This is a genomic window from Streptomyces sp. TSRI0281, assembly GCF_001905125.1.
Taxonomy (GTDB): domain Bacteria; phylum Actinomycetota; class Actinomycetes; order Streptomycetales; family Streptomycetaceae; genus Streptomyces.
The window spans coordinates 26,473-52,236 of the sequence record NZ_LWLE01000020.1; the positions used below are offsets into that span (position 1 = coordinate 26,473).

24 protein-coding genes and 1 pseudogene are annotated in these 25,764 nt (G+C 70.8%); 16 read left to right on the top strand and 9 right to left on the bottom strand.

From position 1 onward, the window contains the following. The first annotated feature begins 87 nt into the window (after nt 1-87). Complete coding sequence (locus A6A29_RS24345) at nt 88-1,680, top strand: alpha/beta hydrolase (RefSeq protein WP_073722809.1); 1,593 nt, start codon at nt 88-90, stop codon at nt 1,678-1,680. An 82-nt stretch (nt 1,681-1,762) separates the two neighbouring features. On the opposite strand, the gene A6A29_RS24350 is transcribed toward A6A29_RS24345, so the two are convergent. Then, nucleotides 1,763-2,335, bottom strand: coding sequence for an adenylosuccinate lyase (locus A6A29_RS24350; protein ID WP_073722876.1), 573 nt, complete (start codon nt 2,333-2,335; stop codon nt 1,763-1,765). Between the two features lie 372 nt (nt 2,336-2,707). Here A6A29_RS24350 and A6A29_RS24355 point away from each other — a divergent pair, with 372 nt between their 5' ends. The 3 genes from A6A29_RS24355 to A6A29_RS46915 all read left to right on the top strand — a co-directional run bounded on the left by A6A29_RS24355 (nt 2,708) and on the right by A6A29_RS46915 (nt 6,319). Further along, nucleotides 2,708-4,489, top strand: coding sequence for a 3-hydroxyacyl-CoA dehydrogenase family protein (locus tag A6A29_RS24355; protein WP_073722811.1), 1,782 nt, complete (start codon nt 2,708-2,710; stop codon nt 4,487-4,489). Nucleotides 4,490-4,580: 91 nt separating this feature from the next. After that, entirely contained in the window at nt 4,581-5,399 is an 819-nt protein-coding gene (locus A6A29_RS24360; protein WP_073722813.1) for a TetR family transcriptional regulator, read from the top strand. Between the two features lie 122 nt (nt 5,400-5,521). Next, entirely contained in the window at nt 5,522-6,319 is a 798-nt protein-coding gene (locus A6A29_RS46915; RefSeq protein WP_073722815.1) for a GNAT family N-acetyltransferase, read from the top strand. On the opposite strand, the pseudogene A6A29_RS48200 reads toward A6A29_RS46915, so the two are convergent. Then, nucleotides 6,274-6,369, bottom strand: a pseudogene (locus A6A29_RS48200) (hypothetical protein); the annotation flags it as partial. The gene A6A29_RS46915 and the pseudogene A6A29_RS48200 overlap by 46 nt on opposite strands. A gap of 307 nt (nt 6,370-6,676) precedes the next feature. Between A6A29_RS48200 and ccrA the strand changes: the two are divergent. The 7 genes from ccrA (at nt 6,677) to pssA (ending at nt 14,461) form a co-directional block, all read left to right on the top strand. Next, entirely contained in the window at nt 6,677-8,050 is a 1,374-nt protein-coding gene (gene ccrA / locus A6A29_RS24370; protein WP_073722817.1) for a crotonyl-CoA carboxylase/reductase, read from the top strand. A gap of 10 nt (nt 8,051-8,060) precedes the next feature. Then, a complete protein-coding gene (locus tag A6A29_RS24375) occupies nt 8,061-10,073 on the top strand; it encodes a protein meaA (protein ID WP_073722819.1) in 2,013 nt (670 codons plus the stop codon). Next, a complete protein-coding gene (locus A6A29_RS24380) occupies nt 10,070-11,044 on the top strand; it encodes an HpcH/HpaI aldolase/citrate lyase family protein (RefSeq protein WP_073722821.1) in 975 nt (324 codons plus the stop codon). Before A6A29_RS24375 ends, A6A29_RS24380 begins: the two co-directional genes overlap by 4 nt. Before the next feature lie 2 nt (nt 11,045-11,046). Further along, a complete protein-coding gene (locus A6A29_RS24385; RefSeq protein WP_073722823.1) occupies nt 11,047-11,550 on the top strand; it encodes a MaoC family dehydratase in 504 nt (167 codons plus the stop codon). 27 nt (nt 11,551-11,577) lie between these two features. Continuing rightward, entirely contained in the window at nt 11,578-12,783 is a 1,206-nt protein-coding gene (locus A6A29_RS24390; protein WP_073722825.1) for an acyl-CoA dehydrogenase family protein, read from the top strand. 180 nt (nt 12,784-12,963) lie between these two features. Then, on the top strand, nt 12,964-13,611 hold the full coding sequence (locus tag A6A29_RS24395) for a phosphatidylserine decarboxylase (protein WP_073722827.1): 648 nt from the start codon (nt 12,964-12,966) through the stop codon (nt 13,609-13,611). Then, entirely contained in the window at nt 13,598-14,461 is an 864-nt protein-coding gene (gene pssA / locus A6A29_RS24400) for a CDP-diacylglycerol--serine O-phosphatidyltransferase (RefSeq protein ID WP_385730684.1), read from the top strand. Before A6A29_RS24395 ends, pssA begins: the two co-directional genes overlap by 14 nt. An 89-nt stretch (nt 14,462-14,550) precedes the next feature. Here the strand turns inward: pssA and A6A29_RS24405 are convergent, their stop codons facing one another. Then, the gene (locus tag A6A29_RS24405) at nt 14,551-15,324 is read right to left on the bottom strand and encodes a PIG-L deacetylase family protein (RefSeq protein WP_073722831.1); all 774 of its coding nucleotides are present in this window, start codon (nt 15,322-15,324) and stop codon (nt 14,551-14,553) included. Nucleotides 15,325-15,439: 115 nt separating this feature from the next. Here A6A29_RS24405 and A6A29_RS24410 point away from each other — a divergent pair, with 115 nt between their 5' ends. Together A6A29_RS24410 and A6A29_RS45415 are read left to right on the top strand one after the other, a co-directional pair. Next, nucleotides 15,440-15,685, top strand: a complete 246-nt coding sequence (locus tag A6A29_RS24410) for a hypothetical protein (RefSeq protein ID WP_073722833.1) — start codon at nt 15,440-15,442, stop codon at nt 15,683-15,685. Between the two features lie 81 nt (nt 15,686-15,766). Beyond that, nucleotides 15,767-15,943 (top strand): hypothetical protein, encoded by a 177-nt coding sequence (locus A6A29_RS45415; RefSeq protein ID WP_158074462.1) that lies wholly within the window; start codon nt 15,767-15,769, stop codon nt 15,941-15,943. 257 nt (nt 15,944-16,200) lie between these two features. Here the strand turns inward: A6A29_RS45415 and A6A29_RS24415 are convergent, their stop codons facing one another. The 5 genes from A6A29_RS24415 to A6A29_RS24435 all read right to left on the bottom strand — a co-directional run bounded on the left by A6A29_RS24415 (nt 16,201) and on the right by A6A29_RS24435 (nt 21,145). Beyond that, nucleotides 16,201-17,454 carry an ABC transporter substrate-binding protein gene (locus tag A6A29_RS24415; RefSeq protein WP_073722835.1) on the bottom strand — a complete coding sequence of 418 codons (1,254 nt, stop codon included), beginning with the start codon at nt 17,452-17,454 and terminating at the stop codon, nt 16,201-16,203. Further along, nucleotides 17,451-18,494 carry a branched-chain amino acid ABC transporter permease gene (locus A6A29_RS24420; RefSeq protein WP_073722878.1) on the bottom strand — a complete coding sequence of 348 codons (1,044 nt, stop codon included), beginning with the start codon at nt 18,492-18,494 and terminating at the stop codon, nt 17,451-17,453. Before A6A29_RS24420 ends, A6A29_RS24415 begins: the two co-directional genes overlap by 4 nt. 157 nt (nt 18,495-18,651) lie before the next feature. Then, on the bottom strand, nt 18,652-19,542 hold the full coding sequence (locus tag A6A29_RS24425; protein WP_073722837.1) for a branched-chain amino acid ABC transporter permease: 891 nt from the start codon (nt 19,540-19,542) through the stop codon (nt 18,652-18,654). After that, nucleotides 19,539-20,351, bottom strand: coding sequence for an ABC transporter ATP-binding protein (locus A6A29_RS24430; protein ID WP_073722880.1), 813 nt, complete (start codon nt 20,349-20,351; stop codon nt 19,539-19,541). The genes A6A29_RS24425 and A6A29_RS24430 overlap by 4 nt, the downstream gene beginning before the upstream one ends. Continuing rightward, nucleotides 20,348-21,145: an ABC transporter ATP-binding protein gene (locus A6A29_RS24435; protein WP_073722839.1), complete on the bottom strand. Its 798-nt coding sequence runs from the start codon at nt 21,143-21,145 to the stop codon at nt 20,348-20,350. The genes A6A29_RS24430 and A6A29_RS24435 overlap by 4 nt, the downstream gene beginning before the upstream one ends. A gap of 503 nt (nt 21,146-21,648) precedes the next feature. Here A6A29_RS24435 and A6A29_RS24440 point away from each other — a divergent pair. Then, nucleotides 21,649-22,476, top strand: a complete 828-nt coding sequence (locus A6A29_RS24440; RefSeq protein ID WP_079182993.1) for a PucR family transcriptional regulator — start codon at nt 21,649-21,651, stop codon at nt 22,474-22,476. A gap of 19 nt (nt 22,477-22,495) precedes the next feature. Here A6A29_RS24440 and A6A29_RS24445 read toward each other — a convergent pair whose 3' ends face one another. Next, nucleotides 22,496-23,611, bottom strand: coding sequence for a glycerate kinase (locus tag A6A29_RS24445; RefSeq protein ID WP_073722841.1), 1,116 nt, complete (start codon nt 23,609-23,611; stop codon nt 22,496-22,498). Nucleotides 23,612-23,745: 134 nt separating this feature from the next. Here A6A29_RS24445 and A6A29_RS24450 point away from each other — a divergent pair, with 134 nt between their 5' ends. Further along, a complete protein-coding gene (locus A6A29_RS24450; RefSeq protein ID WP_073722843.1) occupies nt 23,746-24,240 on the top strand; it encodes an NUDIX domain-containing protein in 495 nt (164 codons plus the stop codon). A 197-nt stretch (nt 24,241-24,437) separates the two neighbouring features. Then, nucleotides 24,438-25,721, top strand: a complete 1,284-nt coding sequence (locus A6A29_RS24455; protein WP_073722845.1) for a hypothetical protein — start codon at nt 24,438-24,440, stop codon at nt 25,719-25,721. Nucleotides 25,722-25,764 lie beyond the last annotated feature (43 nt).

Consider the following 25,764-nt stretch of genomic DNA (forward strand, 5'->3'; position numbering starts at 1 on the left):
AACGTGTCCGCTTCCGCCTGAATTCGGGGACCATGCCGCGGGGGCTGTGCCACCCACAGCCGCGTTCCCTCCACCACGGGAGGCCGTATGACGAATCGTGCAGGAATTCTGGTCGCCGTCGGCGCGACGGTCGCCGGGCTGGTGAGCGCCGTGCCGGCCTCGGCGACAGCCGACACGGGCGCGCCACGCGCCCCGCAGCTCAAGTGGACCGACTGCGCGACGGAGGACTATCCGACGCTCCAGTGCGCGACGGTCCGCTCCCCGTTGGACCATGACCGCCCGTCGGACCGCCAGGTGACGCTTGCCCTGTCCCGGATCCCGCACACCGCGAAGACCTCGCAGGGCCCGCTGCTGGTCAACCCGGGCGGTCCCGGCGGCAGCGGACTCTCGATGGCCGGTTTCGTGGCCTCCTCGCTGCCCTCGAAGGTCGCCGCGACGTACGACGTGATCGGGTTCGATCCGCGCGGGGTGGGGAAGAGCCGCCCGGCACTGAACTGCGTGCCGAAGTACTTCGATCCGGTGCGCCCCGACTCGGTGCCGACGTCGTACCGGGACGAGCGGGTCAAGCGGGACCGGGCTGCGTCCTTCGCCGCCGCGTGCGGGGAGAAGCACGGCGACCTGCTGCCGTACATGGACACCGTCAGCGCCGCCAAGGACCTCGACGTGATCCGCCGGGCGCTCGGCTCGCGGCAGATCAACTACTTCGGCTACTCGTACGGCACCTACCTCGGCGCGGTCTACGCGAAGCTGTACCCCGAGCGGGTGCGACGCCTGGTGCTCGACTCGATCGTCGACCCGGACGGGGTCTGGTACGACGACAACCTCAGCCAGGACTACGCGTTCGACGCCCGGCACCGGGCGTTCACCGCCTGGGTCGCGAAGAACGACGCCACGTACCGGCTCGGCACCGACCCTGCGCGCGTCGAGGCCGCCTGGTACGCGATGCGCGCCGCGGTCAAGGAGCATCCCGCGGGCGGCAAGGTCGGTCCGGGCGAGCTGGAGGACACCTTCATGCCCGGCGGGTACTACAACGGCTACTGGCCCTATCTGGCCGAGGCGTTCGCCGCGTATGTGAACGAGGGCGACCAGGAGGCGCTGGTCGAGAGCTATGAGAACTTCGGCGCGGTCGGCGCCGGCGGCGAGAACGGCTACTCGGTCTACACGGCCGTCCAGTGCCGCGACGCCGCGTGGCCGCAGGACTGGAACACCTGGCGCGACGACACCCGCGCGGTGAACGCCAAGGCGCCCTTCATCACGTGGAACAACACCTGGTACAACGCCCCGTGCGCGTCCTGGCCGGTGGAACCGCTCAATCCGGTACGGGTGACCAACCACAAGCTCCCGCCGGCGCTGCTCTTCCAGGCCACCGACGACGCCGCCACCCCCTACGAGGGCGGTGTCACCATGCACCGCAAGCTCAAGGGCTCCAGCCTGGTCGTGGAGCAGGGCGGCGGCAACCACGGGATCACCCTGAGCGGCAGCAACTGTCTGGACGCGTATCTGGCGGACTACCTCGCCACCGGCACGGTCCCGCGCGGCGACGGCAGCCGCTCCGAGGCGGACGCGGTCTGCCGCGCCTTGCCCGACCCGAAGCCGCTGCCCGCCGAGAAGGCGGCCGCGGGGAGCGCGAACGACAGCAAGGGCAGCCGGCTCCACGGCCTGCTGGGCTTCCGCGGCTGACCGCGCGGCCGGGGGTGTACGCCGGGATGGTCCGCCATGACGCACCGGGCCGGCCGGACGTACGCCCCCGAGGTACGCCGGATCAGCCGGCCGGAAGCCTGCCGAGGGCTTCGGCCGCCGCGTCGGCGAGGCGCGGGTGGGGCAGCGCCGCCCGCAGGACCGGGCGGGCCCGGTCGTCGCCCAGCCGCCCCAGCCCCTCCACGCAGGCGAGGGCCACCCGCCAGTGCGGCTCCTGCGGGGCCAGCAGCCGCTCCAGCGTGCCGACGAGGGCGGGGACCGACTCGGGTGCGCGCAGGGCGGTGAGCAGCCGCACGGGGTGCAGGGCGTAGGCCGTGCGCAGGGTGTTGGTGGCGAGCGCGGCCGCCGCCCGGGGCGTACGGGGATCGCTCAGGCGCTCCAGGGCGTGGGCCGCGGACACGCAGCGTTCGGGGTCGCGGTGGTTGAGCAGCAGGACCAGCGCCTCGAAGGCCCGCCGGTCGCCTCCGCAGCCGAGCCGGAAGGCGGCGATCTCGCGCGCCCACAGCGGGCGTCCTGGTTCGACGAGGACCCGGGCCAGCTCCTCGTCGTCGTCGGTGGCGATGAGCCGGTCGTACGCCGCCGACCCGTCCGCCTCGTCCCGCAACCGGTCCATGAGGGACCGGAACTCCTCATCCATGACGCTCAGCGTATCGGCGGACACGCTCCGTGTGGACCCCGGCGGCGTACTCCCCGGGCGTGCGGTGTGGTCCAGTGCACACCGGCGCAGGGCTGGCGCGCTCGTTACTCGCCGGTTAATCTCATGTGAGCGGGACACACCCCCCGCAGGCTCCGGTGGCCTGGTGACGCAGCCATCCGGAGTGCTTGTCGGTTCGGCAGCTTTGTGAGACGTGACTCCGGGACAGAGTCCGTCGCCCCTTCCCGGTCCGGGCGCCCTTCGCGTGTCCGGGCCCTGTGCACCACGACACGCACCTTCCGCACGCCGTACGCCGGTCGATCCTTCCCGGCGCGCCGTGCTCCTCACAGTCGTCACTCACCCTGGAGTCCCGTGATGGACACCCCGCTCAGCATCATTGCCGTCGTCGGCCTCGGCACCATGGGCACCGGCATCGCCGAGGTCCTGGCCCGTGCGGGCCGCGAGGTCATCGGTATCGACACCGACGAGGCGGCCGTCCGCCGGGCCGTCGCCTCCCTCGAAGCCTCCACCGCCCGCGCCGTGCGGCGCGAGCGGATCACCGAGCGGGAGCGGGAGGGCATCCTCTCCCGGTTCCGCACCTTCTCCGACCTCCGGGCCGCCGCGGAGGCGGAGCTGGTCATCGAGGTCGTGCCGGAGACGTACGAGCTCAAGCAGCAGGTGTTCCGGGATCTCGACGCGGTCGTCTCCCCCACCGCGATTCTGGCCACGGGCACCAACGCCCTGTCGGTGACCCGGCTGGCCGCCGAGTCGCAGCACCCCGAGCGGGTTCTCGGCCTGCACTTCTTCAACCCGGCGCCCGCGATGAAGCTGGTCGAGGTCGTGTCCTCGGTGCTGACCGCGCCGCCCGCCGTCGAGACCGTCACCCGGCTCGCCCGCGAGCTGGGCAAGGAGCCGGTCGCGGTCGGCGACCGGCCCGGCTTCGTCGCGGACGGCCTGCTGTTCGGCTACCTCAACCAGGCCGCCGCGATGTACGAGGCGAACTACGCCTCCCGTGAGGACATCGACGCGGCGATGAAGCTGGGCTGCGGGCTGCCGATGGGCCCCCTCGCCCTGCTCGACCTGATCGGCATCGACACCGCCCGTACGGTCCTGGAGGCCATGTACTCCGCCTCGCACGACCGGCTGCACGCCCCGGCACCGGTGCTGGGTCAGCTCAGCCAGGCGGGCCTGACCGGCCGCAAGGCGGGCCGCGGCTTCTACACGTACGAGGCCCCGGGCGGCCAGGCGGTGGTGCCGGACGCGCTGACACCGGCGGACGGCGCGGGAGGCGTGGCCGGGCGCCCGGTGCGTTCGGTGGGGGTCGCGGGCTCCGGGACGATGGCTTCGGGCATCGCCGAGGTCTTCGCCAAGGCCGGTTACGACGTGGTGCTGGCGGCCCGCGGCCAGGAGAAGGCCGACACGGCGAAGGGCCGGATCGCCACGTCGCTGGAGCGCTCGGTCGCCAAGGGACGGCTGACCGCCGAGGCACGGGACGGGGCACTGGCCCGGATCACCGCGGCGGGTTCACTGGACGCGTTCGCGGACGTGGACCTCGCGGTCGAGGCGGTCGCCGAGGACCTGGAGGTCAAGCGGCAGCTCTTCGCGACCCTGGACAAGGTGTGCAGGCCGGGCGCGGTACTGGCCACCACGACCTCGTCGCTGCCCGTCGTCGCGATCGCCCGCGCGACCGCACGGCCCGAGGACGTCGTCGGGATGCACTTCTTCAACCCGGCGCCCGCGATGAAGCTCGTCGAGGTGGTCCGTACGGTGCTGACCGCCGACGAGGTGCACGCCACGGTCCGCGAGGTGTGCGCGAAGGTGCGCAAGCACCCGGTGGACTGCGGGGACCGGGCCGGATTCATCGTGAACGCGCTGCTGTTCCCGTATCTCAACAACGCGATCAAGATGGTCGAGGAGCACTACGCGACGCTCGACGACATCGATGCCGCCATGAAGCTGGGCGGCGGATACCCGATGGGCCCCTTCGAACTGCTGGACGTCGTCGGCCTCGATGTCTCGCTCGCCATCGAGAAGGTCCTGCACAGCGAGTTCCGTGACCCGGGCCTGGCCCCGGCACCGCTGCTGGAGCATCTGGTCGCCGCGGGCTGCCTGGGCCGCAAGACGGGGCGCGGCTTCCGCGAATATGCCCGTCGCTGAGCCTGGAGCCGAGTGGGGCGGGCTGCTGGGGCCTTCGGGCGGCCCGCCCCCGCAGGCGCGCTCTCCTGCACGGATGCAGTACGTTCACACCATGTCCCAGCCCGCCAAGTCACCCCGTGCCTCCGCCGCGCCCGACGCCCCGGAAAGTGCCGCAGGCACGCGCGCCGCCGCCCAACGGCTCAAAATGCGCCGCGAACTGGCCGCCGCGGCGATGGAACTCTTCGCCACGAAGGGGTACGAGGCGACGACCGTCGACGAGATCGCGGGCGCCGCGGGGGTCGCACGGCGGACCTTCTTCCGCCACTTCCGTTCCAAGGAAGAGGCGATCTTCCCCGACCACGACGACACCCTCGTCAGGGCCGAGGCCGTCCTCAACGCGGCCCCCGCGCACGAGCATCCGCTCGACACCGTGTGCCGCGGCATCAAGGAAGTCATGAAGATGTACGCGGCCAAGCCCGCCGTCTCCGTGGCCCGTTACAAACTGACCCGCGAGGTCCCCACCCTGCGGGAGGCCGAGATCGCGTCGGTGGCCCGCTACGAGCGGCTGTTCACCCGCTATCTGCTGGGCCACTTCGACGAGCGCGACCATCACGTGGGCAATGACGACCCGCTGCTGGCCGAGGTGGCCGCGTCCGCCGTGGTCACCGCGCACAACCATGTGCTGCGCCGCTGGCTGCGGGCGGGCGGCCAGGGCGATGTGGAGGCCCAGCTCGACCACGCCTTCTCGATCGTCCGCGAGACGTTCGGGACGGGTATCGGAGCCGGGCGGATCGCCGGGACCGAGCCCGCGAAGGCGCCCGCCGCGACGGTGGCGGCCGAGGGCGAGGTGCTGGTCGCCGTGGCGCGGACCGACGCACCGCTCGACGAGGTCATGCGCACGATCCAGCAGGCGCTCAGCAAGGAACGCTGACCCACCGGCCGCTGCCGCGGCTCCGGACGGCCGGTGTCCCCCGCCCACCGGCCGACGGCAGCTCGCCCACCGCCCGCCGAAACCTGGTTGCCGGGTCCCGCCCCCGGTGCTGAGCTGGGCGGATGGACCATGACCGCACCACCCTGCTGGCCCTGTTCGACCGCGAGATGCGGGAGCACGCCCGCCCCGACGGCCCCGGTGTACGGGTCGAACGCGACGGCCCGGTCGTCCGCCAGGTCGGTGCCGCACACGACTGGAACGGCGTCGTCTGGTCCGCCCGGGAGCTGGACGCCGCGGGGGCGGACGCGGCCGTCGCCGCGCAGGTGGCGTACTACACGGGGCTCGGTCACGACGAGTTCGAGTGGAAGCTGTACGCGCACGACCGGCCCGCCGATCTGGGCCGGCGGCTGCGGGCGGCCGGTTTCGCCGCGGAGCCGCCGGAGACCTTGCTGATCGCGCCGGTCGAGTCGCTGCCCACCGCCGTCGAACCGCCCGAGGGCATCTCGCTGCGTACGGTGACCGACGCCGCGGATGTGGAGCTGATGGCCCGGGCCCATGAGCGGGCGTTCGGCGCGGACTGTCCGGGGCTGCGCCATCAGGTGGCGGCCCGGCTGGCACAGGACCCGGACTGCTTCGTCGGGGTGCTGGCCATGGCGGGCGACGAGCCGGTGAGCTCGGCCCGGATGGAGCTCTACCCCGGCACGGGCTTCGCGGGGCTCTGGGGCGGGGGGACGGTCGCCCCGTGGCGCGGCAGGGGCATCTACCGGGCCCTGGTCGCCTTCCGTACCCGTATCGCCGCCGAGCGCGGCTACCGCTGTCTCCAGGTCGACGCGACCGACCTGTCCGCCCCGATCCTGCGCAGGCTCGGCTTCATCACCGTGGGCGCCACGACGCCGTACGTGTACCGCGCGGCGCCGTAACCACCCGGCAGCAGGACAGAACGGCCCGGAACACCCATCGTATTGCTCATGCGTGCCCATCAGATGACAAGTGAGAGAAATTGTTGGCACTCGGTGCCTTGTCAGGTGTCACGGAGTGCCATACGTTGAAGGTGTCCGGGCGGCCGGCGTGCTGGGACCTCACGCACGCCGGCTGTCCCCGCCAACCAAGTGTCGGCGCGCCCGGACGCCTGCGTCACAGGCACCCTTCTGCTCCACAGAGCAAGCCGAAGCACCACCCGCCGAACCGACGGCAGCACCTCCACACCGCACCGCTCCCCCTGCCCGCAGGGACCTCTCAAGCGTTCCCTCGACGCCAGCTTTGCCGGAGGCAACACCGTGAAGGAAATCCTGGACGCGATCCAATCGCAGGACAGCACCGCCGCGGACTTCGCGGCCCTGTCCATCCCCGAGTCGTACCGCGCGGTGACCGTGCACAAGGACGAGACGGACATGTTCGCCGGGCTCGCCACCCGCGACAAGGACCCCCGCAAGTCGCTGCACCTGGACGAGGTCCCGGTGCCCGAACTGGGCCCCGGCGAGGCGCTGGTCGCCGTCATGGCCAGCTCGGTGAACTACAACTCCGTCTGGACCTCCATCTTCGAGCCGATGTCCACCTTCGGCTTCCTGGAGCGGTACGGAAAGCTCAGCGAGCTCACCAAGCGCCATGACCTCCCGTACCACGTCATCGGCTCCGACCTGGCGGGCGTCGTCCTGCGCACCGGCCCCGGCGTCAACGCCTGGAAGCCGGGCGACGAGGTCGTCGCGCACTGCCTCTCGGTCGAGCTGGAGTCCTCGGACGGCCACAACGACACGATGCTCGACCCCGAGCAGCGCATCTGGGGCTTCGAGACCAACTTCGGCGGGCTCGCGGAGATCGCCCTCGTCAAGTCCAACCAGCTGATGCCCAAGCCTCAGCACCTCAGTTGGGAGGAGGCCGCGGCTCCCGGCCTGGTCAACTCCACCGCGTACCGCCAGCTCGTCTCGCGCAACGGCGCGGGCATGAAGCAGGGCGACAACGTGCTGATCTGGGGTGCCAGCGGCGGCCTCGGCTCCTACGCGACGCAGTTCGCGCTGGCCGGCGGCGCCAATCCGGTCTGTGTCGTCTCCAGCGACCAGAAGGCGGACATCTGCCGGCGGATGGGCGCGACCGCGATCATCGACCGCAGCGCCGAGGACTACCGGTTCTGGAAGGACGAGCACCACCAGGACCCGCGTGAGTGGAAGCGGTTCGGCAAGCGCATCCGCGAGCTGACCGGCGGCGAGGACGTGGACATCGTCTTCGAGCACCCGGGCCGCGAGACGTTCGGCGCCTCGGTCTACGTGACCCGCAAGGGCGGCACGATCGTCACCTGCGCCTCGACCTCGGGCTACCACCACGAGTACGACAACCGCTATCTGTGGATGTCGCTGAAGAGGATCGTGGGCTCGCACTTCGCCAACTACCGCGAGGCGTGGGAGGCCAACCGGCTGGTCGCCAAGGGCAAGATCCACCCCACGCTCTCCAAGGTCTACACCCTGGAGCAGACCGGCCAGGCCGCCCACGACGTCCACCGCAATCTCCACCAGGGCAAGGTCGGCGTCCTCGCGCTGGCACCCCGCGAGGGTCTGGGCGTGCGGGACGAGGAGCTGCGCGAGCGGCACATCGACGCCATCAACCTGTTCCGGGACGCTCCTGCGGAGCGGACCGTCCGATCCAGCCGGAACGTCTGAGGTTCTCCAGATGACTGAGCGTCACAAGGACAGGCCCTGGCTCATGCGGACCTACGCCGGTCACTCGACCGCCGAGGCGTCCAACGAGCTGTACCGGCGCAACCTCGCCAAGGGCCAGACAGGTCTGTCGGTCGCCTTCGACCTGCCGACACAGACCGGCTACGACCCCGATCACATCCTCGCCCGGGGCGAGGTGGGCCGGGTCGGCGTGCCCGTCTCCCACCTCGGCGACATGCGACGGCTGTTCCAGGACATCCCGCTGGAGCAGATGAACACGTCGATGACCATCAACGCGACGGCGATGTGGCTGCTGGCGCTCTATCAGGTGGTCGCGGAGGAACAGGGCGCGGACCCGGACAAGCTCCAGGGCACCACGCAGAACGACATCGTGAAGGAGTACCTCTCGCGCGGGACCCATGTCTTCCCGCCGGGTCCCTCGCTGCGGCTGACCACCGACATGATCACGTACACGGTCGGCCGCATCCCCAAGTGGAACCCGATCAACATCTGCAGCTACCACCTCCAGGAGGCGGGAGCCACTCCCGTCCAGGAGATCGCCTACGCGATGTCGACCGCCATCGCGGTGCTGGACGCGGTGCGCGACTCCGGACAGGTGCCCGAGGAGAAGTTCGGCGACGTCGTCGCGCGCATCTCCTTCTTCGTGAACGCGGGTGTCCGCTTCATCGAGGAGATGTGCAAGATGCGCGCCTTCGGCCGTATCTGGGACCGCGTCACCCGCGAGCGGTACGGCATCGCCGATCCCAAGCAGCGCCGCTTCCGCTACGGCGTCCAGGTCAACTCCCTCGGCCTGACCGAGGCGCAGCCGGAGAACAACGTCCAGCGCATCGTCCTGGAGATGCTGGCCGTCACCCTCTCCAAGGACGCCCGCGCCCGCGCCGTCCAGCTGCCGGCCTGGAACGAGGCGCTGGGGCTCCCGCGCCCCTGGGACCAGCAGTGGTCGCTCCGCATCCAGCAGGTCCTGGCCCATGAGAGCGACCTGCTGGAGTACGAGGACATCTTCGCCGGTTCGCATGTCATCGAGGCCAAGGTGGACTCACTGGTCACCGAGTCGCTCGCGGAGATCGACCGGATCCAGCAGATGGGCGGCGCGATGGCCGCCGTCGAGTCCGGCTACCTCAAGTCCGAGCTGGTCTCCTCGCACGCCGCGCGGCGGGCCCGGATCGAGGGCGGCGAGGAGAAGATCGTCGGCGTCAACATCTACGAGACGACCGAGCCCAACCCGCTCACCGCCGACCTGGACGGCGCGATCATGACGGTGGACCCGGCGAACGAGGCCCGTGTCGTCGCCGCCCTGCACCAGTGGCGCGACAACCGGGACGAGGCCCGCGCCACCGAGGCGCTCGCCGCGCTCAAGAAGGCCGCCGCCGGCACCAAGAACATGATGGAAGCGACCGTGGAGTGCGCCCGCGCGGGGGTCACCACCGGCGAGTGGTCCTGGGCGCTGCGGGACGTCTTCGGCGAGTTCCGGGCGCCGACGGGTGTCTCGTCCGCGCCGGTCGCCGTCACCGCCGAGGCGGGCACCCCGCTCGCCCTCGTCCGGGAGAAGGTCACCCGCACCGCGGGCGACCTCGGCGTGGGGCGGCTGCGGCTGCTGGTCGGCAAGCCGGGTCTGGACGGGCACTCCAACGGCGCCGAGCAGATCGCCGTACGGGCCCGTGACGCCGGGTTCGAAGTGGTCTACCAGGGGATCAGGCTGACCCCCGAGCAGATCGTCGACGCCGCCCTGGCCGAGGACGTGCACTGCGTCGGCCTGTCCATCCTGTCCGGTTCGCACGCCGAGCTGGTTCCGGATGTGCTCCACCGGCTGCGCGAGGCCGGCGCGACCGACATCCCGGTGATCGCGGGAGGCATCATTCCGCCCGCCGACGCCGCCGCCCTCATCGGCGCCGGTGTCGCCGCCGTCTTCACCCCGAAGGACTTCGGCATCACGGAGATCATCGGCCGTATCGTCGACGAGATCCGGAAAGCGAACAAGCTCGACCCTCTGGAGGTCCCCGCATGACCACGCCCACGACGCCCGTGAACCGTCTGCGTCCGCGCCGTTCCTGTCTCGCCGTGCCGGGCTCGAACCCGCGCTTCCTGGAGAAGGCCCAGGGCCTCCCGGCCGACCAGGTCTTCCTGGACCTGGAGGACGCCTGCGCGCCGCTCGCCAAGGAGGGCGCCCGCCACCACATCGTCGACGCGCTCAACAAGGGTGACTGGACGGGCAAGACCCGGGTCGTGCGGGTCAACGACTGGACGACGCACTGGACGTACCGCGACGTCATCACGGTCGTCGAGGGCGCCGGGCCGAACCTCGACTGCATCATGCTGCCGAAGGTCCAGGACGCCCAGCAGGTCGTGGCCCTGGACCTCCTGCTGACCCAGATCGAGAAGACGATGGGCTTCGAGGTCGGCCGGATCGGCATCGAGGCGCAGATCGAGAACGCCAAGGGCCTGGTGAACATCGACGACATCGCCGCGGCCTCGCCCCGGCTGGAGACGCTGATCTTCGGCCCGGCCGACTTCATGGCCTCGATCAACATGAAGACCCTGGTGGTGGGCCAGCAGCCGCCCGGCTACGGCGCGGACGCCTACCACTACATCCTGATGCGCATCCTGATGGCCGCCCGTACCCACGATCTCCAGGCGATCGACGGCCCCTTCCTCCAGATCCGCGACGTGGACGCCTACCGCGAGGTCGCGGGCCGTGCCGCCGCTCTCGGCTTCGACGGCAAGTGGGTACTGCACCCCGGCCAGGTCGACGCGGCCAACGAGGTGTTCTCGCCCTCGCAGGAGGACTACGACCACGCCGAACTGATCCTGGACGCCTACGACTGGTACACCTCCGAGGCCGGCGGCAAGAAGGGCTCGGCGATGCTCGGCGACGAGATGATCGACGAGGCCAGCCGCAAGATGGCCCTCGTCATCGCGGGCAAGGGCCGTGCGGCCGGTATGCCGCGCACCTCGACGTTCGAAGCGCCGGAGGCCTGATCATGCAGTTCGGACGCACTTTTGAGGAGTTCGAGGTCGGTGCCGTCTACAAGCACTGGCCCGGAAAGACGGTCACGGAATACGACGACCACCTCTTCTGCCTGTTGACCATGAATCACCATCCGCTGCACATGGACAGCAACTACGCCGAGAAAACGACCGATTTCGGGAAGAACGTCGTCGTCGGCAACTACATCTACTCGCTGCTGCTCGGTATGTCGGTGCCGGACGTCTCCGGGAAGGCCATCGCCAACCTGGAGGTCGAATCGCTCAAACACATCGCGCCGACCTTCCACGGCGACACGGTCTACGGCGAGACCACGGTCCTGGACAAGACCCCGTCGAAGTCCCGCCCCGACCGCGGAATCGTGTACGTGGAGACCAGGGGATACAAGCAGGACGGCACCGTGGTCTGCGTGTTCCGCCGCAAGGTGATGGTTCCCACCGAGACGTACATCAAGGAGCGCGGCGGCGAGCAGCCCGGCCGCCCGACGCCTTCCAACTAGCCGTGTGAAGCCACAGGAGAAGCAGCCATGACGCGACTCGCCCAGACCGCCGGTCTGAACGACATCCAGCAGGAAATCCTCGCCACGGTCCGGGATTTCGTCGACAAGGAGATCATTCCGGTCGCGACCCGGCTGGAGCACCGCGACGAGTACCCCACCGAGATCGTCGAGGGGCTCAAGGAACTCGGCCTGTTCGGGCTGATGATTCCCGAGGAGTACGGGGGGCTGGGTGAGTCGCTTCTCACCTATGCGCTGTGCGTGGAGGAAATCGCCCGTGGCTGGATGAGTGTGTCGGGAATCATCAACACACATTTCATCGTGGCGTACATGCTCAAGCAGCACGGCACACAGGAGCAGAAGGACACGTTCCTGCCGAGGATGGCGTTGGGCGAGGTGCGGGGCGCGTTCTCGATGTCCGAGCCGGCGCTCGGCTCGGATGTTTCCGCCATCACGTCCAAGGGCGTCAAGGACGGCGACGAGTACGTCCTGAACGGCCAGAAGATGTGGCTCACGAACGGCGGCACGTCGAATCTGGTGGCCGTGCTGTGCCGGAGTGACGAAGGACACCCCGAGGGCACGGCGCCCCACAAGTCGATGACGACCTTCCTGGTGGAGAAGGAGGCGGGCTTCGGTGAGGTCCGTCCGGGCCTCACCATCCCCGGGAAGATCGACAAGATGGGGTACAAGGGCGTCGACACGACCGAGCTGATCATGGACGGGCTACGTATTCCGGCCAATCGCGTGCTGGGGGGCACCACCGGCCGGGGGTTTTACCAAATGATGGACGGGGTCGAGGTCGGCCGGGTAAATGTGGCGGCGCGTGGCTGCGGCGTCGCACAGCGTGCATTCGAGCTGGGTGTTTCGTACGCCCAGCAGCGCCACACCTTCGGAAAGCCCATCGCTCAGCACCAGGCGATCCAGTTTAAATTGGCCGAAATGGCCACCAAGGTCGAGGCCGCCCATGCAATGATGGTAAACGCGGCCCGCAAAAAGGACTCCGGGGAACGAAACGACCTGGAGGCAGGGATGGCGAAGTACCTCGCCTCCGAGTACTGCAAGGAAGTCGTCGAGGACGCCTTCCGCATCCACGGCGGTTACGGCTTCTCCAAGGAGTACGAGATCGAGCGCCTCTACCGCGAGGCACCGATGCTGCTGATCGGTGAGGGTACCGCCGAGATCCAGAAAATGATCATTGGTCGCCGCCTCCTGGAGGAGTACCGACTTCAGGGCTGATTGTCGCTTTCGAGGTGTTTTAGTCGCGAAGAACATCACACCCTGTCATCCTCGGCCGGTGCCTCTGAGCTGTCCGACTCGGCTGCTGGCTTGCCCAGTTGCGGCTCGCAACCGATAGCATCGCCGGAAAGCCGCCGTCCCCCGTTGCCAGCGCGGCATCATCCGCTACGAAGGTCATTCATGCCCGACAGCCATACCTCCGCATCACGCGGTGGGGTCCGCATCGCACGCGGAGCATCGCCGTGGCTCCTGCCGACCGTCGCCACCGCCGCTCTCAGCCTCACCCGGGCCCGCAAGTCCGGGCGCTGGGCAGCAGTGGCCGTGCCCACCACCGCGCTCGCGGCGGGCATGCTCTGGTTCTTCCGTGACCCCGAGCGCGAGATCACCGAGGGCCGGGTCATCTCTCCGGCCGACGGTGTGGTGCAGAGCATCATGCCGTGGAAGGACGGGCGCACCCGCGTCGCGATCTTCATGAGCCCTCTGAATGTTCACGTCAACCGGGCGCCGCTGGCCGGCACCGTGACGTCCGTCGAGCACATTCCCGGCGGCTTCGTTCCGGCGTTCAACAAGGAGAGCGAGAACAACGAGCGCGTTGTCTGGCACTTCGACACCGAGCTCGGCGACATCGAGATGGTGCAGATCGCCGGAGCGGTCGCCCGTCGTATCGTGCCGTACCTCCCGCAGGGTACGAAGGTGGAGCAGGGCGAGCGCATCGGTCTGATCCGCTTCGGCTCGCGCGTCGACATCTACCTTCCGGAAGGTATCGATGTCGCGGTCGAGGTCGGCCAGGCCACCACCGCGGGGGTGACTCGAATTGACCGTGATTGATCCAGAGACACAGACAGGCTGGGTGCCGCAGAGCGCCGAGGAGAGCGACTCCGACGGCGCGGAGGACATGCCGCTCTCGATGCGGCTGTCGATAGCGGACACCCTCACTCTCGGTAACGCCACCTGCGGATTCATGGCGGTGTACTTCACCACCACGGGCATCCTCATCCCGCACCTCACGGGCAGCGACGAGTCCGGTATGGCCCGGCACTCGGCGGCCACCGCGGTCATCCTCATGCTCATGGCAGCGGTCTTCGACCTGTTCGACGGGCTCGTGGCACGCAAGCTGCGCTCCTCCCCCATGGGCGCCGAGCTGGACAACCTGTCGGACCTGATCAGCTTCGGGCTCGCCCCGGCCTACTTCGTGCTCGTGTACGGAATGGTCGCGGACGACGCCTACCAGCGGGTATCGGCACTGGCGGCGATCGTGGTGCTGCTGGCGGTGGTGCTCAGGCTGGCGAGATTCTCCTGTGTGACGCTGAAGGACGGCATGTTCCAGGGCATGCCGAGCCCCTTCGGGGCGCTGACGGTCGTCTCGATCGTGCTCCTGGAGCTGCCCTTCGTACCGACGCTCCTCGCGATCATCGGTGTGGCGTGGCTGATGGTGAGCCGGGTCGAGTACCCCAAGCCGCGAGGCGTTCTCGCGGTGGCGATGCTCAGCTGGATCGTGGCCGCGATGGGACTGCTCGCCGCATGGGCCTTCGACGCCCCCGGCGGTCAGCTGCTCCTCCAGACCGGCTGCGCGCTCCAGGTCGTGCTGGGTGCGGTGATCCCGCTCTTCGCGACGGCGCGGCGCGTGAACACGTTCCGCGACAACCGGCGCGAGGCACGGGCGGCACAGCTGCCATAGCCACAGGACGCAGGCACACGCATGAGGGCCCGGATGCTCCCCAGCATCCGGGCCCTCATGCGTGTGTCCGCCGTACGTCTGTGTGCTCGCTACCGGGCAGGCTCGGCGGGGGCGAGGGGTTCCAGGCTCCAGATCCGCTCGGTGCGCAGCGGGCCGTTCCGGACCAGGAAGTCGCCATGGCCGGGGACGAGCGCGGCAAGCTGCGAGGCGTGGCACAGGACCGCCTCCCGCTTCGCCGCCCAGCGGTCGTCTGTCAGCCGCAGTTCGTGCCGGACGGTGAGACGGTGATCGCGCCGCAGCTCCTGGTACGCGAGGCCGTACGCCTCGCTCTCCGCCAGAGCCTCGCACGCCTGCGCGGTGTCCCACTCGGGCAGGTGCCCGGTGTACGGCAGATCGGCGTACACCCAGGGTGCGGGGGCTCCCATCTCGGCGAGGACCCGCATGGCGCGCAGCCGTACGGCCCGGTGGTCGCGCTGGTTGGTGCCGAGCGGGGTGAGGACCCGGGTGCCGGGGGCGAGGCTTCTGAGCAGGGTGTCCAGCGCGGTGGGCTGGAGCCCGCCCTCGACGTACGGGCCGTCGGGATGGTCGATCGTCACCTGCTCGACGCCGAGCAGCGCGCAGGCCCGCGCGTCCTCGGCCCGGCGGACCCGGTGGGCCTCCGCGCCGGTGGAGAAGCCGCCGAGGTCGTCCCATCCGGAGGCCGGGACGCCGGCGTCCGGGGCTCCGCCGTGGACGGTGACGACGGCGGTGGGGCCCGGCAGTCCGGGCAGCAGTCCGGCCAGGGACAGCACGGCGTCGTCGAAGTGCGGCGAGAGGATGACGGTGCGCCAGGGGGGTGGTTCGGATATGGGCAGGGAGGACATGTGGTGCTCCGGAGGTGCTGCGGCAGGGGTGGTGGGCGCGACGGGCCCGGTCGGCCGGACGCGGGCCCGGTCGGAATGGAGCTAACCATCACGACCGCGATTTGGTCCAGACCAAATGGCCGACGCATTGCCCGAGGGCCCCAACTCCCTCGACGCGTCGCACATCCAGAGCTCCTTCCGTCAGCTCGGCTCGGCCCTGGGCATCGCGGTGCTCACCACGGTGTTCCTCTCCGCCCTGAGCTCCGGGCTGCGCGACCGGCTGTCCTCGGCCGGACTGCCCGCCGCGGAGGCGGACCGGCTCACCCACACGGTCACGGACAGCGCGGGAGCCGCCATCGGTCCGCCGGCGGCGCATCCGTAGACCGCCTCCGCCTCCGTCGCCGACGCCGCCTCCGCCTCCGCCTCCGTCGCCGACGCCGTCGCCGACGCCGCGCGTTCCGCGATGACGGACGGCCTCGCGCTGGGCAGCTATGTGGCGGCGGGCTTCGTCGTGCTCGGTCTCGTGGCCACCGCCCTGATCCCGGCGGCCCGGGTCACGGCGAGGGCCGACGAGGGCGGGGCTCCGGGCAGCGGCCCGGACCGGGACCCGGCGACGGAGACGGAACCCGCGAGGCCGTGACCGCCGGGCGCGGCCCCGCGAGCGGGTCGCGCGCCGACGGCCGTCGCCGCACGCGCACGAGGACGCCCGAACGGGTCCGGCCGGGGTCGGCCGGGCCCGTTCGGGCGTTCGTCAAGTACTGGGTCGTTTCGACGGCCCGATCGGATCGGAGCAGGGTCGGGGCGGGGTCAGCGCGTCAGGGGTCAGTGCGTCAGGGGGTGACCGCTTCGACGTGGAGGACTCGGCGCGTCACGGCTGCGAGGCGACGGACCGGCCGGTCACGGCTTCAACGTGAAGGACTCGGCGGCCGGGGCCACCGCGGCCGGGCGGATCACCTTCAGGCCGCCGGGCGTCTTGGCGTCGGGCTTCATGATGACGCTCTGCCGGGTGGACGGTGCCGCCGGGTCCGAGAAGTCGTGCGACATCCCGAAGTCCGCCCCGTACCCCTTGATCGTGAGCAGCGCCTTGTCGACTCCCGCGCGGGTGAGGTCCTTGGACTCGCAGGCCTTCTTCAGCGCCTCGCCGTAGACGGACGCCGCCGTGTATCCGGCGACGACGCCGTTGTCGAGCCCGTCCTTCGGGTACTGGGCCGCATAGTCCTTGGCGAGCTTCGACGGGCCGGCGCCCGGGTCACCGATCGGCAGGGTGGAGGCCGCGACGTAGTAGTCCTTGAGCAGGGCCGGGCCCGCCTGGGTCTTCAACAACTGCGGTGCGAAGGCCGAGTTGTTGCCGACGACCGGTACGTCGAACCCGGTGGCGGCCGCCACACCGACGAGCGAGGCGGCCTGGCGCGGGCCCGCGCTCACGATGACCGCCTTCACACCGGCCTGCTTGAGCGCGGCGACCTGGGCGGTCATGTCGTTGTCGGTCGGCTTGATCTTCTGCTCGAACACGCTGAGGCCCAGTTCCTTCGCCGCGTGCTTCGCGCCGGCCAGGGCGTTCTCGCCGTAGTCGCCCTCGAAGTAGACATGACCGATCTTGTCGCCCTTGGCGATGCGCTTCTCGGTCAGCAGATAGTCGAGCAGGTTGATCGTCTCGATGTCGTACGTGGCGCCGATGACCCGTACGTACTTCGAGCCGAGCAGACTCGCCGACCAGGCCTGCGGCAGGACGAGCCCCTTGTCCTGGCCGTCGATGCGCTGCTCGACCGCGGCGACGAACGGGGAGCCGATGAACTGGGTGAAGCCCAGTACCTCCGGCTCCAGTTCGGTGTAGGCGGCGATGGCCTTCTGCGGGTCGTAGCCGTGGTCACGGACGGTCAGTTCGATCTTCCGGTCACAGATGCCGCCCGCGGCGTTGGTCTCCTTCACCCACAGCTGCTGGGCCTGGGTGACGCTCTTGCCCAGCGAGGCGTACACCCCGGTCATATCGGTCAGGGCGCCGAGGGAGATCTTCGAGGAGGTGACCCCCTCGCCGGTCTTGACCCCGCTCTTGTCCTTCTCGTTGCCGTCCCCCTCGGTGGCCTTCCCGCTGCATCCCACAAGGGTGACGGTGAGGGCCGCGACCACGGCCGTAAGTGCTCTCAGTTTCATTTCTTCTCCCCAGATTTCTTCAGACGCGCGATGCCGCCGGGCAGGAACAGGACCACCGCGACCACCGCGGCGCCGTACAGATAGCGGGACGCCTCACCCGGTGCGAGTCCGCCCGTACCGGGGGCGGAGACCAGCGGGAGGGAGTCGCTGTAGTGAGTGAGCACCTGCGGGAGCAGGGAGACGAAGGCCGCGCCGACGACCGCCCCCGCGACGCTGCCGAGCCCGCCGATGACGATCATGGCGAGGTATTCGAGCGACAGGATCATGCCGAAGTACTCGGGCACGGTCCGCTGGAAGAGCAGGGCGAGCAGGACGCCCGCCAGGCCCGCGTACATCGAGGACAGGACGAACACCCCGGCCCGGTAGCGGGCCACCGGCACGCCCATCACGCCTGCGGCGATCCGGTGGTCCCGGATGGCGTTCATGGCCCGGCCCGGCCTGCCGCGCAGCACTCCGCGGGCGAACAGCCCACTGACGAGCAGCGCGAGCAGGGCCACGTACCAGAGCTTCTCGGCGGACTGGAACGGTACGGCGGCGATGACGAGTTCGCTGTCGTCGAAGGTGAACCCGAACACCGAGAGCGGCGGTACGGCGCGGCCGTTGAAGCCGCCGGTGAGCGAGCCCGCGTTGAACAGCACATGCTGGCCGATGAAGATCAGCGCGAGGGTGGCGATACCGAGGTACGCGCCGCGCAGCCGCCCCGCGATGGGGCTGAAGACCCCGCCCGCGGCTCCCGCGAGCAGCACGGCGAGGATCGCCGCGAGCCAGGTCGGCAGACCGAGGCCGCTGAGCGCGTGCCCGTTCTCGGTGCCGCTCTCCCCCGCCAGGATGCAGTAGCTGTACGCACCCACGGCGAGGAAGAAGGCGTGGCCCATGGAGAGCTGGCCCGTGGCTCCGGTGAGGAGGTTGATACCGATGGCCCCGATCGCGGCGGCCATCGCGAAGAGCCCGGCCTGGAGCCAGAAGCGGTCCAGGTAGAACGGGAAGGCCAGCAGCAGGACCGAACCGATGAGCAGGAGGTACGTACGGGGGCGGCGCAGCCGGTCGGCGAAGGTCCCCGCGGTCCCGCTCCCGGTCGTGGCCTCGGCAGCGGCCTCGGACTCGGCAGCGGGGAGGACGGACGTCGGGGTGGTGGGACCGGCGGTGGGACCGGCGGCAGGTCCGGTGGTGGGTCCGGTAGCAGGTCCGGTGGTGGCGTCAGACACGGGCGAGCTCCTTCGTACCGAAGAGTCCCGCGGGCCGGATGAGCAGCACGATCACCATCACCAGATAGGGCGCGAGATCGCCGATGCCCCGGCCGAGGAAGGAGAGATCGCTCTGGTAGCCGGTGGCGAGCGACTCGGTGACACCGACGATGAGTCCGCCGGCGAGTGCCCCCGTCGTGGAGTCGAGGCCGCCGAGGATCGCGGCGGGGAACGCCTTGAGCGCGGCGAGCGAGGTGGCCCGTTCGAGGCCGGGGGTCGGGAACACGGTGAGGAAGAGCGCGGCGACGGCGGCGAGGGCTCCGGCGACCGCCCACGCGGCGAGCGAGACCCGGCCGAGCTTGATCCCCATCAGGGCCGCGGTCTGCGGGTTCTCGGCGGCGGCCCGCATCGACACACCCCACGAGGTGTAGCGGAAGGCGAGCAGGAACACCGTGATGAGCAGACCGGCCGCGACGAACGCGGCGATGCGGGTCTGGGCGAGGGTGACCCCGCCGACGGTGACGACCTCGTCGCCCCACGGGTCGCCGAGCGCCAGTACGTCCGTGCCCATGCGGCGGGTGAGTTCGGTGGTCAGCAGGATGTCGACGCCGATGGTGACGATGGCCAGGACGCTGTGGTCGCTGCCCCGGTAGCGACGCATCACGAAGAACTCGATCGCGGCGCCGACGACCGCGGCACCCGCGATACCGACGCCCAGCGCGGGCCAGAAGCCGATGTCGTCGTGGAGGACCGCGGTGACGTAGCCGCCCGCCAGCAGCAGGGAGGCATGGGCGAAGTTGACGACCTCGGTGGCCTTGAAGATCACGACGAAGCCGAGCGCGATCAGCGCGTAGACCGAACCGATCGACAGCCCGCCGAGGAGGAGTTCGATGAACGTGGTCATTCCGGTGCCCCCAAGTAGGCCTGGACGACGGCCGGGTCGTTCTGGACCTCGGCGGGTGTACCGCCCGCGATCCTGCGTCCGAAGTCGAGTACGGTCACCGCGTCCGCGAGCCGCATCACCACCCCCATGTCGTGCTCGACCAGCACGATCGAGATGCCGAGGCTGTCGCGCACATTCGCCACGACGGCCGCGGTGCGGCGCCGTTCGTCGGCGGTCATCCCGGCGATGGGTTCGTCCAGCAGCAGCACCTGTGGCTCCATGCACAGGGCGCGGCCGAACTCGACGAGCTTCTGCTGTCCGTACGGCAGCGCCCCGGCGGGACGCTCCAACTCCTTCTCCAGGCCGATGAATTCGGCGATCTCACGGACCCGGTCCAGATGGCGTCGCTCCTCGCGGGCGGCGGACGGCAGTCGCAGACCGGTGGCGAGGAACCCGGAGCGGGTGAGGCGGTGGCGGCCGAGCAGCAGGCTGTCGGCGACCGTGGCGTGCGGTGGCAGCGCCAGGTTCTGGAAGGTGCGCGCGACACCGAGTCCGGCGATCCGGTGCGGCGGGAGGCCGGTCAGCTCGGTGGTGCCCAGGTGGACGCTGCCCGAGGTGGCCCGATAGACACCGGAAAGCACGTTGAAGCAGGTGGACTTGCCCGCGCCGTTGGGGCCGATGACGGCGTGCACACTGCCCGGCTCGACGGTGAACGAGACGCCGTCGAGGGCGGTGAGCCCGGCGAAGCGCACGGTCACGTCGCGGACGGTGAGCGCGGTGGGGGCGGGTGCCCCGGTGGCCGCCGGGGTGGCGGACGGTGCGGTCCTCACGCGGACCACCTGCTCAGGGTGCGCGCGGACCGGCCCGCCGGGTCGGCGTCCTCGGCGGCCGTCTCGTCCACGACGCCGAGATAGCGGCGGCGCACCTCGTCGGACGCGGCGAGTTCGTCGGCCGGTCCGGACAGGGCGACCTCGCCGACGTCCAGGACGTACGCGGTCGAGGCGAGCCGCAGGGCGATGGACGCGTTCTGCTCGACGAGCATGACGGAGGTGCCGGCCGCGTTGATCTCCTGGATGGTCTCGGCGATCCTGGCCGCCATCAGCGGGGCGAGGCCGAGGGAAGGCTCGTCCAGCAGGAGCAGCCGGGGCCCGGCCATCAGCGCCCGCCCCATCGCCAGCATCTGCTGCTCGCCGCCGGAGAGCAGCCCGGCCCGCTGGTGCGCGCGTTCGGCGAGCACCGGGAACAGTTCGTGTACGCGGGCCAGCGCGGCGGTCACGTCCTTGCGGCCGCCGCGGGCCCCCAGTGCGCCCGCCCGCAGATTGTCGGCCACCGTCATCCGGGCGAACACCTGTCGCCCTTCCGGCACCTGGACCACTCCCGCGGCCACCACCTGGGCGGGCCGCAGCCCGTCCAGGGGCCGGCCGTCGAAGCGGATGGTGCCCGTGCCCGTCCCGCGGTGGAAGCCGAGGGTCCGCGATACGGCCCGCAGCAGCGTGGTCTTGCCGGCGCCGTTGCCACCGAGTACGGCGGTGATCGCGCCGGCCGGCACGTCGACGGAGACATCGCGCAGGGCCCGTACCGGGCCGTAGCCCACGGACAGCGCGCGGATCTCTAGCGTTGCCATGCGTCCTCCTCCTTCCGCCTTGTCGTGTCGTGTCATGCCGTGTCGTGTTCGAGTGATGTTGTGCTGGTGTCGCGTCGTGCTGGTGTTGGTGCTCGTGCTGGTGTTGATGCTGGTGCTCGTGGTGGCGTCGCGTTCGTGCGCGGTGCTCGTGCTCGCGTGGTGCTCGTGCGCGGTGCCATGTCACGTGTCGCGTTGCGGGGTGTGCGTCGCGCGGTGCCATGTCACGTGTCGCGTCGTGGGTGCGCTGTGTGTGGTGCGCGGTGTGCGATGCGCTGTGCCATGTCACGTGTCGCGTCGCCGGTGTGCGTCGTGTGGTGCCACAGACCAGCACCGGGCGGGCCGTGCGTCCACGGCACGGGACCGACTCGATGCGGGTGACCAGCGAGCGAAGGGCGTCGTTGTGCACGTGCACAGAGGGCGGTGACGCGGGCTGGTTCCCGCCGCCGCCGGTGGCATCCTCACCGGGCATGAGCGGCCGCAGAGCCCGCGGAACGGAGCAGAGGATGCAGCGGCGCAGTGACGAGCGGGTCCGGGCGCTGCTCGACGCGCTGCTGGAGGGCCGCCCGTCGCCGGGCCTCGCCCGGCGCGCGGCGGCGGGCCTGGGGCTGCCCGAGCGGGGGCGCTACGCGGTGGCCGTCCTGGGCACCGGGCACGGCGGGCCGACCCGGCACGAGCCGGTGCGGTGGGCCGGGGACGCGGACGGCATGCGGTGGTGCTGGCGGACGCGGGCGGACTGTGAGATCGCCGTCGTCGCGCTGGGGGACGGGAGCCTCGCCGGGCCTGCCGCGCTGCTGACGGAGCGGGACGCCGGTCCGGGCGGTATCAGCCCGGTGGTGGGCGGCCTGGCCGAACTCGCCCTGGCCCGCAGGCTGGCCGGTTTCGCGCTGTTGACCTGCTCCCCGCGGACGCGCGAGATCGTCCGGCTGGACGAGCGGCTGCCCTCCGCCCTGGTGGTGAGCCGGCCGGAGCTGAGCACCCGACTGGTCACCGAGGTGTTCGGACCGCTGCTGGCCCTGGCTCCGGCGGAGCGGGAACTGCTGGTGGGAACGCTGGAGGAGTGGCTGGAGTGCGGTGGGTCGGTGGGGCGGACCGCGGAACGCCTGCGCTGCCACCGGAACACGGTGTTCAACCGCTTGCGGCGGCTGGAGCGGCTGACGTCGCGCTCGTTGTCGACGCCGCGCGAACTGATCGAGGTCATGCTGGCGCTGGACGCGTTCCGGCTGCCGCCACCACCATCGGCGCGACCCGCGGGATACGTACGGCCCGCGGCGTACGCGGCATACGCGGACGGGGGCCCGGGAACCCGTGACCGCGCCCCCGAACCCCCGTGACCGAACGTGCCGCCCGCCGTCAGCTCAGGAAGTCCCGGGCGATCGAGGCAGCCACCCGCTCCAGCAGCGGCCCGGCCTGGGCCATGGAGACCGCCGGGTCCGGTTCCAGCTCGGTGAGGGCGTAGGCGCGCCGGATGCCCGCGGTGCCCAGCGCCTGTGGCGACAGGGCGAGCCGGCCGCAGACCGCGACAACTTCGATTCCGGCGGCGTGGGCCGCCGCGGCGACGCCCGCCGGGGCCTTGCCGTGCAGAGTCTGCTCGTCCAGCGAGCCCTCGCCGGTGATGACCAGCGTGGCCCGGGCGAGCGCCGGGGCGAAGCCGAGGACGTCCAGCATGACCTCGATGCCCGGCCGGAAGCGGGCGCCGAGGGCGACCAGCGCTCCGTAGCCGATGCCTCCGGCCGCGCCCGCGCCGGGCAGGACGGCGTACTCGGGGCCCAGGACCGAGGCGTAGTGGATGAGGGCCGCGTCGAGGACCGCGATGTCCTCCTCGGTCGCGCCCTTCTGCCGCCCGTACACCTCGGGGGCGCCCTTCGGCCCGGTCAGCGGGTTGTCCACGTCGCTGGCCAGGATCAGGTCGACGTCCGCGAGGCGCGGGTCGAGCCCCGACAGATCGGCCTCGGCCAGATCGGCGAGGCCGCCCCCGCCGGGGCCGACGGGCTTGCCGTCCGCGTCCAGGAAGCGGGCACCGAGCGCGGCCAGCATGCCCGCGCCACCGTCCGTGGTGGCGCTGCCGCCGACCCCGAACACCACGGTCCGGGCGCCCGCGTCGAGCGCGGCCCGCAGCAGTTCGCCGGAGCCGTACGTGGTGGCCGTGAGCGGGGCGAACACCCCTGCGGGGAGGTGCTGGAGGCCCGACGCCTCGGCCATCTCCACCACCGCGGTTCCCTCGCGCAGCGCGTACGCCGCGGTCACCGGCTCCCCGAGCGGACCGGTCACCCGCGCCTCGCGGCGCTCGAATCCGGCCGCCACCGCCGCCGCGACCGTGCCGTCGCCACCGTCCGCGACGGGCAGGGTCTCGACCCGCACATCGGGGACGACGGACCGCAGCCCGGCCGTCACCCGCTCCGCGACCTGTACGGCCGTGAGCGAGCCCTTGAACTTGTCCGCCGCGACGAGCACGCGCGCGGTCTCCATCTCTGCTCCGTCCGTCACCTTGCATCCCTTGCTTTCGAACAGGCAGTCGCGCCGCCCCGACCCTATCCGCAGGACCCCTGATCTGCCCATGGGCGTCCGGAAGCGCACCCGGCCGCCCCACTACGCTGCGTGGGGTGACCACCACTGACTACGCCACGTACATCGCCGGACTCCCCCGGGTCCTGGCAGCCGCGGCCTCGCTGTTCCGGGACGACCGGGGCCGGGTCCTGCTCGTCGAGCCGAACTACCGGGACGGCTGGGCCCTGCCCGGCGGGACGGTCGAGTCCGATACCGGCGAGAGCCCTCGGCAGGGGGCGCGCCGGGAGACGGCCGAGGAGATCGGGCTCGACCTGGAACCGGGCCGGCTGCTCGCCGTCGACTGGGCACGCGGCACGGCGCGACCGCCGATCGCCGCGTATCTCTACGACGGAGGGGTGCTGACCGAGGTGCAGTTCGCGGCGATCCGGCTCCAGGAGGAGGAACTCCTGTCCTGGAAGCTGGTGGAGCCCGCCGAACTGGACGACCACCTGCCGGGCACCCTGCGGCTGCGGGTACGGGCGGGGCTGGAGGCGGTGAACTCCGGCGCGGGAACAGTGGAGTTGGAGGACGGCAAGCCGGTCGTCTCCTGAACCTGAACCCACCTCGGATACCCGCACGCGGTACGCGCACGCAGCACACGCACGCAGCACGCCCTCTCGCTTCGATCAGCATGCCCATGCCAATCTCCTGGAGTGCTGCCGGGCGCCGGACTCGCTCGTTCACGCGCCATTGGTCCGTCGTGCATCCACGCCCGGCATCATCCGAGCTCCACGACAGCGGAGGGGTCATGCGCAGACTCAAGGGACATTTCGGCGGCCTGTGGAAGACGGCGACAACGGCACTGGCCTGTACGGCGGTTGTCGGCACGGCGGGGGGTGCGGCCGCGGCTGCCGCATCCGTCCCCGCACCCGTACCCGCACTCAACTCCGTATCCGCTCCGGCGCCCGCCCCCTCGACCGCCGCGCGGACCGGCGTACCGGACGAGCAACGGGTGCGCCTTCCGCGCCGGTTGCCGTCGTCGGTCGACGGCGGTGCCTGGCAGTCCGGTCATGTCCAGGGCATGGCCATCGACCGCCGCAAGGGCTTCGTGTACTTCTCGTTCACGAATCTGCTGGTCAAGACCGATCTCAGGGGCAGGCCGGTGGGTTCGGTCACCGGGTTCACCGGCCACCTCGGCGATCTGGACTTCAACGCGCGGGACGGCAGGGTCTACGGCTCGCTGGAGTACAAGGCCGCGAAGTCGTTCTACATCGCGATCCTCGACGGTGACCGCATCAACCGCATGGGCATGGACGCCCAGGCCACGGGTGTCGTCTCGACCGTCTATCTCAAGGAGGTCGTACGGGACTTCACGGCCGACATGAACGGCGACGGGGTCTTCGACGGGGACACCGGAAAAACCCCCGACCACCGGTACGGCTGCAGCGGCATCGACGGGGTGGCCTTCGGCCCGGAGTTCGGCAGGAAGCACGGGAAGCAGCGGCTGACCGTCGCGTACGGCGTGTATGCCAACACCGCGCGCACGGACAACGACCACCAGGTCCTGCTCCAGTACGACATCGGACGGTGGAAGAAGTACGAGCGTCCGCTGACCGAGGCCGCCCCGCACACCAGCGGCCCCGCCCGGGTCGACGGCAAGTACTTCGCGTACACCGGGAACACCACGTACGGCGTGCAGAATCTGGAGTTCGACGGGTACAGCGGCAACTGGCTGCTGGCCGCCTACAAGGGCACCAAGCCGGGCTTCCCCAACTACACGGTCTTCGCTCTCGACGGCTCGAAGAAGCCGGTACGGGGCACCGTCCGCGGGCAGCAGAAGCCCGAGCGCGGGCTGCTGCTCCCGCTGCTGCGCGGGGGCCTGCACGACGCACCGACCGGGACGTACGGCTGGCCGGCCCCGGGACAGTACGGCCAGTACGGGCTGGTCTCGCTCGACGACGGACGCTTCTACGTGGCGCGCAGCGGCACGGTTCAGGACGGCGGGGTCACCAAGCAGACCGCGACCGCCGTGCTCAACACCTGGACCGGGCGCACCCCGTCGCCGTTCAGCCCGGTTGTCCCTGCGGTCTGACACCTGCCTCGCGCAGCGACCGGGGCATCGCGGACACGGCCTG